The sequence below is a fragment of the Microbacterium sp. ZXT2-5 genome (genome assembly GCF_055329545.1).
Window position 1 is genome coordinate 1762085 of the sequence record NZ_JBUZWD010000001.1, and the last position, 13524, is coordinate 1775608.

Consider the following 13524-nt stretch of genomic DNA (forward strand, 5'->3'; position numbering starts at 1 on the left):
GACCATGTCAGCTCGCCGCGCGCCCCACAACACGACTTCCGTCCAATGCGCTGTGCCGTTGTGCCGGCGGGGCATGCCGGGTATGGTTCCCGGCGCGCAGGTGGCGGGGCTCAGTCGGCGTCGCGCTCGGCGACGAGACGCTCGAACCACGCGAGGGTCGCCCGGGTCATGTCGGCGGGCTGCCCCGACGACTCCAGCGCCGCCAGCGCCGCCCGCACCTCGTGCTCGCGGCGCACCGCGTGCTGGGAGCTGCCCTCGACGAGCCGGTCCACGAGCGCGGCCCCGTCGGGCCCGAGCTCCGCGGCCATCTGCGTCCGCATCCAGTCCTCGGCGCCGGCCGCCCGCGCTGCGCCGAGGCCCTCCAGCACGAGGGCGGCGAGCCCCTTCATGAACAGGCTCCGCAGCAGTCGCAGCCGGGCGGCCTCGCCCACGGCGCCGTCGACGACCTCGACCGGCACCTCGAACGGCGCCATCCGTGCCGCGAACTCGCGCGCACCCGGGCCGCTGGCCAGCAGGGGGGTGCGATGACCGGCGCGCACGACGGGTGCGAGCACCGCGACATCCGCCATCTCCACTCCTCGCTCGGCGGCCAGTCGGCCGATCTGCTGCTTCTGCTCGGGGGCGGCGGTGTTGAGGTCGGCGTACACGGCGCCCGCCGCGACGTGCGGGAGGGCGTCACGGGCGACGGATGCCGCGGCATGGCCGGTCACGAGACTCAGCGCCACGTCGGCCCCGGCCAGAGCGTCGGCGAGCGTGGCGGACTGAGGGACCTCGGGGTCGCCGAGGTCGTGCGCCGGATCGAACCCGCGGACCTCCGCGCCCGCCCGGGCGAGGCCGCGCGCGTAGCGGCGGCCGGCCTCGCCGAGCCCCAGGACCGCGATCCTCGTCATGGCCGAACCCTAGAGCACGGCCGTGCGGTCGGCGCCGGCGGGCGGGATCCCGTCGTGCGGGTCGGCGTCGAGGCTCTCGAGGTACTCCAGCGACCGGCGGGATCCGCTCACCAGCGAGCGGATGCCGTGCGTGCGCTCGTCGACGTCGGGCCGGTACGCGATGGCGAGGTCGTGCGCGATGCCGGCGGCGGCGCGGCGCAGCAGCTCGACGTACGGGTGGGGCGAGACCTTGTCGTTGGGGACGACGACGCCGATCGCGGCGTACACCGTCCCGCCGGGGCCGATCACAGGCACCGCGATGCCGCGCGATTCGGGGTGGATGTGCCCCTCGGTCATCGCGTACCCGTTCTCGCGCACCGTCCTCAGCTGCGCCTGCAGGTCGGCCCCGGTCCGGATCGTCCGCTCGGTATAGGCGCGCAGCCCGCCCGCGATCACGTCGGCGACGACCGACGCGTCGGCGTGCGCGAGCAGCACCAGGCCGGTCGACGACGCGTGCAACGGGATGCGGCCGCCGATGAGCGTGGCGTTGACCACGGCATCGCGCGTGGACATGCGGTCGATGAAGAGCACGTCCCGCCCGCTCAGCACGCCCAGCTGCGTGTGCTGCCGCACGCGCTCGTGGACGGCGCCGAGCCAGGGGCGCGCGATCTCGCGCAGCCCGACCGCCCCCGGCGTGCGGCTGGCGAACTCCCACAGCCGCACGCCGAGGCGGTAGGTCCGGTCCGGAAGCCGCTCGAGCAGCCCCTCGTGCTCCAGCTCGGCGATGAGGCGGTGGGCGCTGGACCGGGGGATCCCGGCGGCGTCGGCGATCTCGCTGAGCGTGAGGAACGGATGCCACGCGTCGAAGCTCTCGAGCACGCGCAGGTGGCGGTGCAGCACCGACTCGCCGGCCGATCCTCGTGCCACGGCATCCTCCTCGACGACGTCGCCATGCTAACCCCGCGCCGCGCGCGCTCTTCCGTTGAACGGAAACGAGACAGGCGCGGCGACGGGTCAGCGAACCCCCTCTGCCGGTGTCGTCAGGCGTTCTGGCGGTACACCGTGCGGGCGTAGTCGTGGTACGGAGCGGGGGCGACGGTCGCGCGGATCCGCACCTGGCGGTGGTCGGCGTCCACCGAGTCCTTGCGCGAGATCGGGTCCTCGCCCCAGACGACCTCGACCTCGTCGCCGTCGCGGAGGCCGACGTCCAGCGTGGCCAGCGACATGTAGAGCTGGTCGTACGCCACATATCCGGCATCCGTCGAGATCCCCACGCGCTGCCCGTCCTTCAGGATCTCGTCCATCTGGTACAGCCCGTAGCGGGCCTTGGGGAAGTCCAGGTACTTCGCGGGCGTGCCGGGCTCGACCTGCGAGCGGACGACCGCGGCGACGTCGTCGGCGTTCCAGATCAGCGTGACCTTGCGGCGCCGCTGGTCCTCGGCGTGCTTCTCGAGCGCCTCGCGGCCGTGGAAGTCATGGTCGAAGCGCACCGAGCGCCCGAGGCCGATGTCGAACGGCGTCATGTAGAAGTCGTGGACGTCGCTCGAGTACAGCGAGCCGGCGACCGAGCCGATGCGTGCAGCGGGGAGCCACGCGCGGTACTCGGCGAAGTCGTCGTCGAAGACGGCGGGGAACGGCGTCGGCACCCATCCCGACTCGAGCGGCGACGACGAGTACGCCTTCGCGCCGACGCGGCGGATGCCGTGCTCGGCGCCGGCCTCCATGAGGGCGTTCAGGACGATCTCGTTGTCCTCCCACGGGCCGTAGAACTCGAAGCCGGGCTGCCCCGCCATCCCGTGGCGGAGCGCCTTGACCGGCCGCCCGGCGATCTCGACGTCGCCGATGTGGAAGAACTTGATGTCCGGCGCCGGTCCGCCGAACACCTTCTCCATGACGAGGTCGGCCGCCGGTCCCTGCAGCTCGTAGCGGTAGAAGGTGGGCGGCCCCTGGCGCATGTGCGAGTTGGCCTCGAGCCGGTAGCGCACGTCCTTGCCGGCCGCCTGCGCCTTCTCGACGTTGAACCGCACCCAGTCGATGAGGATGTGGTGGCCGATGAGCACGAGCCCCTCCGGGCCGTCGGCGTTGTAGAACAGGATCCCGTCGCCGATGAGGTAGCCGTCCTTGTTGACGGAGATGAGCTGTTTCGCGACCCCCGGGCGGAACGTCGCGAACGCGTTCGGCGAGATCGAGCTCAGCAGCGGGATGAGATCCTCGCCGTCGAGGAACAGCTGCGTCATGTGGTGCGACTGGTCCATCAGCGCCACCGTGGTGTTCCAGGCCCGCTGCTCATCGCGCCAGTTGGTGAACTCCGGCGCCACCGGGAAGGTGAACGCCGGCCAGTTCTGGTTGCGCAGCAGCTCCACGGGGCTCCCCGCGCGATCGATCGCCTGCGCGAGTGTCTCGGTCATCATCGACCCTCTTTCTGGTTGCGGTCAGCTGCGGTCAGCGTAGGAGCGGCCCCTCCGCGCTTCGCGGCGCCGTTCCGTTCAACGGAATCGGATGCCACGACCCCCGATGCCGCGCGCCACGATCGAACCGCAGGGTCACGGTTGTGAATCTTCACACCAAAATCGTTGACAATCTTTCCGGGGATCCGTAGTTTTCCCAGCAGGGGAGGACTCGAGTCCCCTTGATCGACCACGACGCGACGACGCGAAAGGTGGGGCCATGGGCGCTCGGCTCGAAGTCCGCGACGTCAGCCTTCACTTCGGCGGCGTCAGCGTGCTCGAGGACGTCACGTTCACCGTCGAGCCCGGACAGATCTTCGGACTGGTCGGGCCCAACGGGGCCGGCAAGACCTCGCTGTTCAACTGCGTCAGCGGTCACTACCGGCCGAGCTCCGGCTCGATCACGGTCGACGGCGCGGAGGTGCTGGGCTCGTCCCCGGCCACGCTCGCGCGGCGGGGATTGGCGCGCACGTTCCAGCATCCGGCGCTCCAGCTGCGCGAGACCGTGCTGGAGAACGTCCTGCTCGGCGCGCACACGCGCCTCCCCGGCGGTCCGGTGGAGTGGTCGCTGCGCATCCCGCGCACCGTGCGCGCCGAGCGGGCGCTGCGCGAGGAGGCCCTCGCCCTCCTCGAGCGAAACGGCCTGGGGTGGGCGGCGAAGATGCGCGCCGACGAGCTCTCGCACGGCCTGCACAAGGGCATCGAGCTGTGCCGGGCGCTGCTGACGAAGCCCGGGCTCCTGCTGCTGGACGAGCCGGCCGCGGGCCTGCCGCACTCCGAGGTCGAACAGCTCATCGAGACCGTGCGCCGCGTGCGCGACGACGACATCACGGTGATCATCGTCGAGCACAACATGGGCCTCATCTCGGCCCTCACGGACCGGGTGGTCGTGCTCGACCACGGCCGCAAGCTGATGGAGGGTTCGGCGGCGCAGGCCCAGTCCGACCCGCGCGTCATCGAGGCCTACATCGGGAAGGACGCGGTCGATGACGCTGCTTGAGCTCGCCGACGTCCGCGCCTTCTACGGCCGCGTGCAGGTGCTCGAGGGCGTGTCGCTCACGGTGCCGGACGGCGGCGCCGTCGGCATCCTCGGAGCGAACGGCGCCGGCAAGACCACCACGCTGCGGGCGATCTCCGGCACCGTGCGCTCCGCCGGCACGATCCGCTTCGACGGCAAGGACCTCCACGGGCTCCGCCCCGATCAGGTCGCGGCGCTCGGGATCGCGCACGTCCCGGAGGGACGCGGCACCCTCGCCGACCTGACCGTGCGCGAGAACCTCAGGGTCGGCGCCTACAAGCGCAAGGACCGCAAGGGCATCGCGTCGGACATGGACTACTGCCTCGACCTGTTCCCGCAGCTGCAGGACAGGATCCGCTCGAACGGCTCCGCGCTCTCCGGCGGCGAGCAGCAGATGCTCGCGATCGCCCGCGCCATCATGTCCAAGCCGCGCCTGCTGCTGCTGGACGAGGCATCCCTCGGGCTCGCCCCCAGCACCGCCAAGGCCGTGTACCAGGCGATCGGGCGTCTGCGCAGCGAGTCCGGCATCGCGATGCTCGTGGTCGAGCAGAACGCCAACCTCGCCTTCACCCTCGTCGACAGCGCCACCGTGCTCGAGACGGGGCGCAACGTCCTCACCGGCTCGTCGGCGGAGCTGCGGGGCATGGACGAGATCCGCCGCGCGTACCTGGGAGGCTGACGTGGGCACCTTCATCCAGCTCGTCATCGACGGCCTCTCCACCGGGTCGATCTACGCCGCGCTCGCCCTCGCCATCGTGCTCGTCAACCAGGCGACCGGGCTCATCAACTTCGCACAGGGCGGCATGGCCGTGCTGTCGGCCTACCTCGCGTGGGCGCTGAACGGCCTCGGCATCCCGCTCCTGCTCGCCATCCTCGGCGCCGTGGTGATCTCGTTCTTCCTCGGCGCGGTCATCGAGCGCTACCTCATCCGCCGGTTCGAGCGCGGCGACCCCGATACCGCCGTCGTCGTCACGATCGGCCTGCTCACCCTCATCACGGGGTTCTGCGCCTGGATCTGGACGTACAACAACCGGCTGTTCCCGTCGCTGTTCCCGCTGGAGACCATCCAGGTCGCGGGCGCGGTGGTCAGCGTCCGCTCCCTCGGCACCTTCATCGTGATCGTCGCGATCATGCTGCTGCTGCAGGCGCTGTTCCTCGGCACGAAGCTCGGCCTCGCGCTCCGGGCGGTCGCCATCAACCCGGCATCCGCCGCGTTCTCCGGCGTCAACGTCGGCCGCAACCTCATGATCGGCTGGGGCCTGGCTGCCGTCCTCGGCGCGGTCGCGGGCGTGCTCGTGGCACCGCAGCTCACCCTGACGCCCGGCATGATGGACTCCGCCCTCGTCTACGCCCTCGCGGCGTGCATCCTCGGCGGCCTGTCGAGCCCCATCGGCGTCGTGGCGGCCGCGTGGCTCATCGGCGTGCTGGAGAACCTCGCCGCCGTCTACGTGCCGTTCATCGGCCACGACCTCAAGATCGCGGTGCCCTTCATCCTCATCTTCGTCGTGCTCATCGTGCGGCCACAGGGCCTGTTCGGGCGGAAAGCGGTGGTGCGCGTCTGATGGCTGCGAACACGGACCCCACGAACCGGACCCCGGTGCTCAGCCGCCCGTGGGTGCGCTGGGCGATCACCGGCGCCGTCGTCGTGCTGCTGATCGTGCTGCCGCTGATCCTCCCGGAGTTCGCCAACCAGACCATCGCCCGCATCGGCGTCTTCGCGGTCGCCGTGCTCGGGCTCAACGTCGTGATGGGGTACACCGGCCAGGTCTCGCTCGGCCAGATCTTCTTCGTCGGCGTCGGCGCGTACGTGACCGCGTACGGCGTGAACGCCGACTGGAACATCGCGCTGATCTTCGTGCTGGCCTGCCTCGTGCCGGCCGTCATCGGCCTGCTCATCGCCCTGGCGGCGGCACGGCTCGGCGGACTGGCCATCGCCATGGTGACCATCGCCCTGCCGATCGTCGGCGTGCCGCTCGCCAAGCGCCTGTCGGACTTCACCGGCGGCTCGCAGGGCACCTCGGCGCGCTTCTCCAGCGCGCCGGAGTGGACTGGCCTGTACGACGACCAGTGGCAGCTGTACATCGTGTTCCTGATCGGCGGGATCACCTTCCTTCTCACCAGCAACCTCGTCCGCGGCAAGTACGGCCGCGCGTTCGCGATCGTGAAGGGGAACGAGGCGGTCGCCGGGTCGCTGGGCGTCTCGCCGTACCGCTACAAGGTGCTCGCGTTCACGATCGCCTCGCTCATCGGCGGCGTGAGCGGCTTCCTGTACATGGTCGTGATCCAGTACACCTCGCCCGAGACGCTGCACTTCGGCCACTCGATCGAGTTGCTCGCGGCGATGGTGATCGGCGGTGCCGGCAGCATCATCGGCTCGCTTCTCGGCGGGGTCTGGTACGTCATCGTGCCGTACATCACCGGGATCATCGACCCGAACATCACCGCTCTGCTGCAGGGCGCGATCCTCCTGATCGTGCTGTTCATCCTGCCCGGCGGCCTGGTGTCGCTGCCGCGACTGTGGCGGCGACGCGGGCGCCGCGCCGACAGCGGCCCGGGACCGGCCGGCGGTGCGATGCAGGCGGATGCCGCGGCATCCGTCACCGGCGCTCCCACCGTGGGGGACGCCTTGGGCGCTCCCTCGACCGGCACCGCACCGACGCAATCACCACCACCCCCTACGACGAAGTCGTAATCACAGAGAGGCAGATCCATGAGCACGAATCGCAGAAGGATGCGCGTCGCCTCGGTCGTCGCGGGGATCGGCATCGTCGCCGTCCTCGCCGCCGGCTGCGCGCGCGGCGGAGACTCGCCGGACAGCACCGACGACGGCGGCGCCGCCGAGGCGAGTCCCGGCATCACCGACGACTCGATCACCCTCGGCATCACCACGCCGCTGTCGGGGCCCACCGCGGGACCGGGCACCTGCACGGTCGCCGGCGTCACCGCGTACTTCGGCGCCAGGAACGCCGAGGGCGGCGTGGAGTTCGGCGACGGCAACACCCGCACCGTCGAGATCGAGGCGCTGGACGACGAGTACGACCCGCAGAAGGCCAAGGCCAACTACGACCAGCTCAAGAGCAGCGTCTTCGCGATGACCGCCGGCCTCGGCACGCCCACCAACCGGGCGTGGCTCGACGCGGCGATCGCCGACGAGGTGCCGCAGGTGCTGATCATGACGGGCGACCCGATCTTCAGCAACCAGGAGGAGAGCCCCTGGCAGCTCGGGTTCGTGCCGATCTACCAGAACGAGGGCGAGGCGTTCGGCGAGCTGCTGGCCGGGTCCGCCGAAGACCACAAGGTCGCGATCCTCTCGCAGAACGACGACTACGGCGAGGGCTACGTCGAGGGCTTCAAGACGGCCATCGAGGGCGCCGACAACATCGAGATCGTGAAGGAGCTCACCTACGAGGCCACCGACACCTCGGTCGACGCGCAGCTGACCGAGCTGGCAGGGTCCGGTGCCGACGTGTTCTTCAACGCGATGTCGATCACCCCGCTGGTGATCTCGTCGCTGCAGAAGTCGCAGGAGCTCGGCTGGCTCCCGTCGTGGTTCCTCCCGTCGAACACGTCGAGCCCGACCGCCATCCTCGAACCGGGCGGCGCCACGGCGTTCCCCGGCGTCTACACGGTGGCGTTCGCCCAGTCGGCGGCGGCGCCGACGTTCGCCGAGAGCGAGGAGGGGGCGGCGTTCCTCGAGCAGCTCGCGGAGTACGCGAACTACCCGGACGTCCCGGCGTTCCCGCACTGCGTCTGGTCGTACCAGATCGGGGCGACGCTCGAGGAGGTGTTCGGCAACATGACCGAGCCGACGCGCGAGAACTTCATGGAGGCGCTGCGCGACGTCTCGGGCTTCACGGCACCGCTCATGCTCGAGGGCTCCACGGTCGACACGACCCAGGACGGGCAGCCGGCGGTCTCGACCGTGCAGGTGCAGAAGTACAACGGCAAGGGCTACGCCCCGGCCGAGAGCTGGGACGAGTGATCTGAGGTCACGAGGACGGGCGGCCGGAGGCATCCGGCCGCCCTTTCTCTGCGTGCCGGCGTTGCCGCATCGGCTGAACCGGGAGACGGATGCCGCGCCCCGGCCGCGGCTCACTCCATGCTGTGGAGCACCTCGACGATGCCCGACAGGTGCGCGCGGGTCGCGGCCTCGGCGGCGTCGGGGTCCTTGGCGAGGATCGCGTCGATGATGGCGATGTGCTCCGGGGCGGAGGTCGCGGCGCGGCCGGGGTGGAACGCGAGGCGGAACTGGTGCCGCGCCGACTGCGCGCGCAGGCGCTCGAGCAGCTGCGTGGCGGTGCCGTGGCGGCTGAGGTCGCGGATGCGGCGGTCGAGCTCCTGGTTGAGGCGCGAGTACGCCATGAGGTCGCCCGAGCCGATCGCGCGCTCGATGTCGGCGCGGAGGGCGCGCAGCTGCGCGGCGTCGGACGTCGTCACGTTCTCGGCCGCCTTGCGCGCGCAGAGCGTCTCGAGCCCGATGCGCACCTCCACGATCTCGATGGCCTCGTCGACCGAGATCGCGCGGACGCGCGCGCCGCGGTTGGGGAGCCGCTCGACGAGGCCTTCGCCGGCGAGGTTCATCAGGGCGTTGCGCACCGATGCGCGGGAGGCGCCGTAGCGTTCGCTGAGATCGGCCTCGATGAGGCGCTGGTGGGGTGCGAACTGGGCGTCGAGGATCGCGTCGCGGATCTGCTGCGTGAGATCGGGGCGGTCGGTCGTGTCGGTCTCGCCGAGCACCGCGGCATCCGTCATCTCGGTCTTCCCCTTTCGGCGCCGTTGTCCGTGCACTGACACTATCTCGCGATCAGGACGGGCTTGCGAAGCATTTCATACGAAATCTGCGCGAAAATCGTCGACAATCTTGATCCGTCCGGGTCCGAGGGGCAGGCTGGAAGAGACGTCGATCCGCGCAGACCCGGCGCGGGACCGCGGACGACCGGCGCGCGACGGCGTCGCGCGGCGGGAACCAACACAGAGAGGTGGACGTTCATGAGCGATACGGCGACAGGGACTTCGGTGCGGACCGGCCTGTACATCGGAGGTGAGGAGCGCTTCACCGACGACGTGCTGACGATCCCCGACCCCGGAAGGCCTGGTGCGGTCGTCGGCGAGGCGGCCGCGGCATCCGCTTCGGATGTGACGGATGCCGTCGCGGCGGCGAAGAAGGCGTTCCCGGCGTGGTCGGCGCTCAGCGCCCAGGAGCGCGCGGCGAAGATGGCCGAGGCGATCGCCGGCATCGCCGACGACCGCGACACGGACGCCGCGATCCTGTCGCAGGAGAACGGCAAGATCCGCATGGAGGGGTGGATCGACGCGCTCGTGTTCGAGATCCGCTGGAACCTCGCGCTGATGCTCGCCGACGAGGTCGACGCGTCCAAGACGCTGCCGCCCGTGCCGGGCGCCATCCCGGTGTCGACCGAGGTGGCGTATCAGCCGCTGGGCGTGGTGACGGTGATCGTCCCGTTCAACTGGCCGATCGCGATCCTGGGGGCATCCCTCCCGCACGCGCTGCTGGCCGGCAACACCGCGATCGTGAAGCCGCCGCCCTCGGCGCCGCTGGCGACGACCCGGGTGGTGCAGCGGGTGGCCGAGAAGCTGCCGCCCGGCGTGCTCAACATCGTGACCGGTCGCGATCAGGACATGGCCGGGCTCATCCAGAACCCCGACATCGCCAAGGTCTGCTTCACCGGCAGCGTCAACGGCGGCAAGCGGATCATGGAGATGGCGTCCAAGACCCTGACGCGCGTGACGCTGGAGCTCGGCGGCAACGACGCGGCGGTGTTCCTCGAGGACGCGATCCTCGACGACGCGCACCTCGACCGGCTGTACGCCGCGATCTACGACACCACCGGCCAGATCTGCATGAACGCCAAGCGCGTGTTCGTGCACCGCTCGCGGATGGACGAGCTCGTCGCGGGGCTCACGTCCCGCCTCGAGCAGGCCAAGCTCGGGCACGGCCTGGAGGAGGGCACCACGATGGGCCCGCTGCACCAGCCGGCGCAGAAGGCGTTCGTGGACGAGATCATCCAGGAGGCGAAGGATGCCGGCGCCGACGTGCGCGAGTTCGGAGAGCTTCCCGGTGGTGACCTGGCAGGCGGCAACTTCGTGCGGCCGGCGATCGTGGTGGACGCCGACCCGCAGCTGCGGGTGGTGACGCAGGAGCAGTTCGGTCCCGTCATCCCGGTGATCCCGTTCGACGACGAGGCCGAGGCCGTGCGCCTCGCGAACGACACGTGGGGCGGGCTGTGCGGCTCGGTGTGGACCGGGTCGCCCGAGGCGGCGCAGCGCGTCGGGTCGCAGCTCGTGTGCGGCTACGTGTGGGTCAACGACCATGGCGCGACGCGCCTGGACCTTCGGGCGCCGTTCGGCGGCATGAAGCAGTCCGGCTTCGGGCGTGAGCAGGGCATCGAGGGCGTCCGCGCCTTCCAGGACACCCGGTCGATCGCCACGATCGACCCGGAGGCGCTCGCGTCCATGGCCCACTGACGTCGTCCGGCACGATCCCTTTTTCCGGGTTTGGGGCGCACGCCGTGCGTTCGGGGCGCACGCGGTGCGCCCCGAACGTGCACGGCGCGCCCCAAACCCGGAGAAGTAGGGTGATCGGGCAGGGGCTGACGAGTCGAGCAGCAGGGAAGGGAACATGAAGCTTCTTCTCACGTCTGCGGGCGTCACCAATCCGAGCATCCGCCGGGCCCTCGAAGACCTGCTCGGCAAGCCGATCAGCGAATCCAGCGCACTGTGCATACCCACCGCCCAGTACGGCCACCCGTGGCTGGGACCCGGCGTCAAGGCCTGGGAGTTCATCAGCGGGAAGTCCGAGAATCCCATGGTGGATCTGGGCTGGAGGTCCATCGGAGTGCTGGAGCTCACGGCGCTGCCGAGCATCGACGAAGAGCGCTGGAAGCCGCTCGTCCTCGAGACCGACGTCCTGCTGGCTGCCGGTGGCGACGCGCTCTACCTCAGCCACTGGCTGCAAGAGTCGCGGCTGGCCGACATGTTCCCGTCGATGGCGGAGACGGTGTGGGTGGGCATGAGCGCCGGAAGCATGGTGATGACACCGCGGATCGGCCAGGAGTTCGTGGGCTGGAAGCCGCCGGCCGGCGACGACAGCGCGCTCGGGCTCGTCGACTTCTCGATCTGCCCGCACCTCGCGGCCGACGGTGAGCCGGGCAACTCCCTCGCCGCAGCGGAGAGATGGGCTGCCGGCATCCGTCACCCGTCGTACGCCATCGACGACCAGACGGCCCTGAGGGTGACCGATGACGGGGTGGAGGTCATCACGGAAGGTCAGTGGAGGTACTTTCCCGAGTAGGCCCGCGGGCCCGAGTCCGCCGCGCCGGAGGGCCCGCTCCCTGGCCGCTGCGCTGTGGACGAGGTAGAACAGCTTCATGGCAACCCCGCTGGTGCTGGGACCGATGCTGCGTTACGTCGATGACACATCGGCCAGCATCTGGGTGGAGACGCGCGCCGACGGTGTCGTCAGCGTCCACGCCGACGCGCGATCGTGGCAGGCCCGCACCTTCGCGGTGCACGGCCACCACTTCGCGCTCGTCGAGGTCGACGGGCTCGAGCCCGGCAGCGTCTCGCCGTACTCGGTCGAGATCGATGGGGTACGCGTGTGGCCGGAGCCCGATTCCCAGTACCCGGCGTCGGTGATCGCCACGCGGGCGCCCGGGCGACGGTCGCGGATCGCCTACGGTTCGTGCCGCACCAGCGTCCCTCACGACCGGTCCGGCAATCGGACCCATGGTGTCGACTCGCTGCGCGCCTTCGCGCTCGCGGTGGCCGACGGCCGCGAGGCCCGGCCGGACCTGCTGCTCTTCCTCGGCGACCAGGTGTACGCCGACTCGACCACGAAGGAGATGCAGGAGTTCATCCGCAGCCGTCGTGACATCCATGAGGAACCCGGCAAGGAGCTCAAGGACTTCGAGGAGTACGCCCACCTCTACCAGCTGGCATGGTCGGACGACGCCAATCGGTGGCTGCTCTCGTCCGTGCCGAGCGCGATGATCTTCGACGACCACGACATCCGCGACGACTGGAACGCCTCGCTCGACTGGAAGAAGGACATCCAGGCCACGACCTGGTGGCACGAACGCATCGTCGCCGGCTTGGCGTCGTACTGGGTGTACCAGCACCTCGGCAACCTGTCTCCTCGCGAGCGGGCCGCCGACGAGATGTGGCAGCAGGTCACCGGGCGCCGCGACGGCGCTTCGCCCGACCTCACTGCCGTGCTGGACGCGTTCGCCGACCGGTGCGACAGGGACCCGGACAGCTATCTCTGGAGCTACTCCCGAGACTTCGACGGAACACGCCTCATCGTCCTGGATTCACGCGCCGCGCGAGACCTCACTCCGTCGGCGCGGGGGCTGCTGGACGCTCAGGAGCTCAGGTGGTTCGACGACCATATGCGGGGCGGATTCCGCCACGTCCTCATCGCCACCTCGCTCCCGTTCCTCCTGCCGTTGGGTCTGCATCATGTCGAGGCATGGGATGAGGCCATCGCGCAGGGTGCGTGGGGTCGGCCGGCGGCGTGGGTCGGCGAACGGCTGCGGCGGGCCTTCGACCTGGAGCACTGGGGGGCGTTCCAGAACAGCTTCCAGGCGGTTGCCGGGATCGCGACGGAGCTGGCGGACGGCGACCGGGGCCCGGCGCCGCAGACGGTGACCTTCCTGTCCGGTGACGTGCACTTCTCGTATCTGGCTGAGGTCGAGCGCCAGAGCGGGAGCCGCATCGTGCAGGCCGTGTGCTCTCCCATGCGGAACCCGCTGCCCCGCTTCCTGCGGTGGTTCTCGGTCGTGATGTCGTACGGCGCCGCGACGCCGATGGGTGCCGCAGCCGCGCATTCCGCGAAGGTCCCCGACCCGCCCTTCCGCTGGAAGACGGTGAAGGGCCCGTGGTTCGACAACAACGTCGCGCTGCTGGTGGACGGACCCGACGGCCTCACCATGACCTGGCACACCGGCGTGGTCGAGGACGGAGACGAGCTGCATCCCCGTCTCGAAGAGGTGGCGTCCATCACGGTGCCCGCGGAGCGGGATGCCACGGTGTCGTCCTGACCGGCTGCCGGCTTGGTCGCGCGCATCGGACACGCGCCGCGACGAACCGGGTCACCTCCGCTGTGCGATGAGATCGCGTCTTCGGGTGGGGATTTCGTGGCGGACCGCCACTTCACATGTGCATCCCACAG

Annotated in this window: 12 protein-coding genes; 8 read left to right on the forward strand and 4 right to left on the reverse strand. The window is 70.3% G+C overall.

Annotated elements, in window-relative coordinates; translation table 11 throughout:
• Positions 1 to 110: 110 nt before the first annotated feature.
• From ACZBH1_RS07715 to ACZBH1_RS07725, 3 genes are all read right to left on the reverse strand, one after another.
• Positions 111 to 890: a DUF1932 domain-containing protein gene (locus ACZBH1_RS07715; RefSeq protein ID WP_463646031.1), complete on the reverse strand. Its 780-nt coding sequence runs from the start codon at positions 888 to 890 to the stop codon at positions 111 to 113.
• A 9-nt stretch (positions 891 to 899) separates the two neighbouring features.
• The gene (locus ACZBH1_RS07720) at positions 900 to 1796 is read right to left on the reverse strand and encodes an IclR family transcriptional regulator (RefSeq protein WP_336394252.1); all 897 of its coding nucleotides are present in this window, start codon (positions 1794 to 1796) and stop codon (positions 900 to 902) included.
• Positions 1797 to 1909: 113 nt separating this feature from the next.
• A complete protein-coding gene (locus ACZBH1_RS07725; protein WP_463646032.1) occupies positions 1910 to 3280 on the reverse strand; it encodes an aminomethyl transferase family protein in 1371 nt (456 codons plus the stop codon).
• 256 nt (positions 3281 to 3536) lie between these two features.
• On the opposite strand from ACZBH1_RS07725, the gene ACZBH1_RS07730 reads away from it, so the two are divergent.
• Genes ACZBH1_RS07730 through ACZBH1_RS07750 form a run of 5 tightly spaced genes read left to right on the forward strand, consistent with a single transcriptional unit; the run spans position 3537 to position 8316 of the window.
• The gene (locus ACZBH1_RS07730) at positions 3537 to 4316 is read left to right on the forward strand and encodes an ABC transporter ATP-binding protein (protein WP_336394254.1); all 780 of its coding nucleotides are present in this window, start codon (positions 3537 to 3539) and stop codon (positions 4314 to 4316) included.
• Positions 4303 to 5013 carry an ABC transporter ATP-binding protein gene (locus tag ACZBH1_RS07735; protein ID WP_336394255.1) on the forward strand — a complete coding sequence of 237 codons (711 nt, stop codon included), beginning with the start codon at positions 4303 to 4305 and terminating at the stop codon, positions 5011 to 5013. The genes ACZBH1_RS07730 and ACZBH1_RS07735 overlap by 14 nt, the downstream gene beginning before the upstream one ends.
• A gap of 1 nt (position 5014) precedes the next feature.
• The gene (locus ACZBH1_RS07740) at positions 5015 to 5896 is read left to right on the forward strand and encodes a branched-chain amino acid ABC transporter permease (RefSeq protein WP_452323629.1); all 882 of its coding nucleotides are present in this window, start codon (positions 5015 to 5017) and stop codon (positions 5894 to 5896) included.
• A complete protein-coding gene (locus tag ACZBH1_RS07745) occupies positions 5896 to 7026 on the forward strand; it encodes a branched-chain amino acid ABC transporter permease (RefSeq protein WP_452323628.1) in 1131 nt (376 codons plus the stop codon). Before ACZBH1_RS07740 ends, ACZBH1_RS07745 begins: the two co-directional genes overlap by 1 nt.
• 18 nt (positions 7027 to 7044) lie before the next feature.
• A complete protein-coding gene (locus ACZBH1_RS07750) occupies positions 7045 to 8316 on the forward strand; it encodes an ABC transporter substrate-binding protein (protein WP_452323627.1) in 1272 nt (423 codons plus the stop codon).
• 110 nt (positions 8317 to 8426) lie between these two features.
• Here the strand turns inward: ACZBH1_RS07750 and ACZBH1_RS07755 are convergent, their stop codons facing one another.
• Positions 8427 to 9086, reverse strand: coding sequence for a GntR family transcriptional regulator (locus tag ACZBH1_RS07755; protein WP_463646033.1), 660 nt, complete (start codon positions 9084 to 9086; stop codon positions 8427 to 8429).
• A 237-nt stretch (positions 9087 to 9323) separates the two neighbouring features.
• On the opposite strand from ACZBH1_RS07755, the gene ACZBH1_RS07760 reads away from it, so the two are divergent.
• The 3 genes from ACZBH1_RS07760 to ACZBH1_RS07770 all read left to right on the forward strand — a co-directional run bounded on the left by ACZBH1_RS07760 (position 9324) and on the right by ACZBH1_RS07770 (position 13393).
• Positions 9324 to 10820, forward strand: coding sequence for an aldehyde dehydrogenase family protein (locus tag ACZBH1_RS07760; RefSeq protein ID WP_463646034.1), 1497 nt, complete (start codon positions 9324 to 9326; stop codon positions 10818 to 10820).
• Positions 10821 to 10974: 154 nt separating this feature from the next.
• Complete coding sequence (locus ACZBH1_RS07765; protein WP_463646035.1) at positions 10975 to 11646, forward strand: Type 1 glutamine amidotransferase-like domain-containing protein; 672 nt, start codon at positions 10975 to 10977, stop codon at positions 11644 to 11646.
• 76 nt (positions 11647 to 11722) lie between these two features.
• Positions 11723 to 13393, forward strand: a complete 1671-nt coding sequence (locus tag ACZBH1_RS07770; protein ID WP_463646036.1) for an alkaline phosphatase D family protein — start codon at positions 11723 to 11725, stop codon at positions 13391 to 13393.
• Positions 13394 to 13524: the final 131 nt, after the last annotated feature.

What these genes read in the sequence shown, in the direction of transcription:
- ACZBH1_RS07715 (WP_463646031.1), bottom strand. Translation starts at nt 890, where the DNA reads ATGACGAGGATCGCGGTCCTGGGGCTCGGCGAGGCCGGCCGCCGCTAC.
- ACZBH1_RS07725 (WP_463646032.1), bottom strand. Translation starts at nt 3,280, where the DNA reads ATGATGACCGAGACACTCGCGCAGGCGATCGATCGCGCGGGGAGCCCC.
- ACZBH1_RS07730 (WP_336394254.1), top strand. Translation starts at nt 3,537, where the DNA reads ATGGGCGCTCGGCTCGAAGTCCGCGACGTCAGCCTTCACTTCGGCGGC.
- ACZBH1_RS07735 (WP_336394255.1), top strand. Translation starts at nt 4,303, where the DNA reads ATGACGCTGCTTGAGCTCGCCGACGTCCGCGCCTTCTACGGCCGCGTG.
- ACZBH1_RS07745 (WP_452323628.1), top strand. Translation starts at nt 5,896, where the DNA reads ATGGCTGCGAACACGGACCCCACGAACCGGACCCCGGTGCTCAGCCGC.
- ACZBH1_RS07750 (WP_452323627.1), top strand. Translation starts at nt 7,045, where the DNA reads ATGAGCACGAATCGCAGAAGGATGCGCGTCGCCTCGGTCGTCGCGGGG.
- ACZBH1_RS07755 (WP_463646033.1), bottom strand. Translation starts at nt 9,086, where the DNA reads ATGACGGATGCCGCGGTGCTCGGCGAGACCGACACGACCGACCGCCCC.
- ACZBH1_RS07760 (WP_463646034.1), top strand. Translation starts at nt 9,324, where the DNA reads ATGAGCGATACGGCGACAGGGACTTCGGTGCGGACCGGCCTGTACATC.
- ACZBH1_RS07765 (WP_463646035.1), top strand. Translation starts at nt 10,975, where the DNA reads ATGAAGCTTCTTCTCACGTCTGCGGGCGTCACCAATCCGAGCATCCGC.
- ACZBH1_RS07770 (WP_463646036.1), top strand. Translation starts at nt 11,723, where the DNA reads ATGGCAACCCCGCTGGTGCTGGGACCGATGCTGCGTTACGTCGATGAC.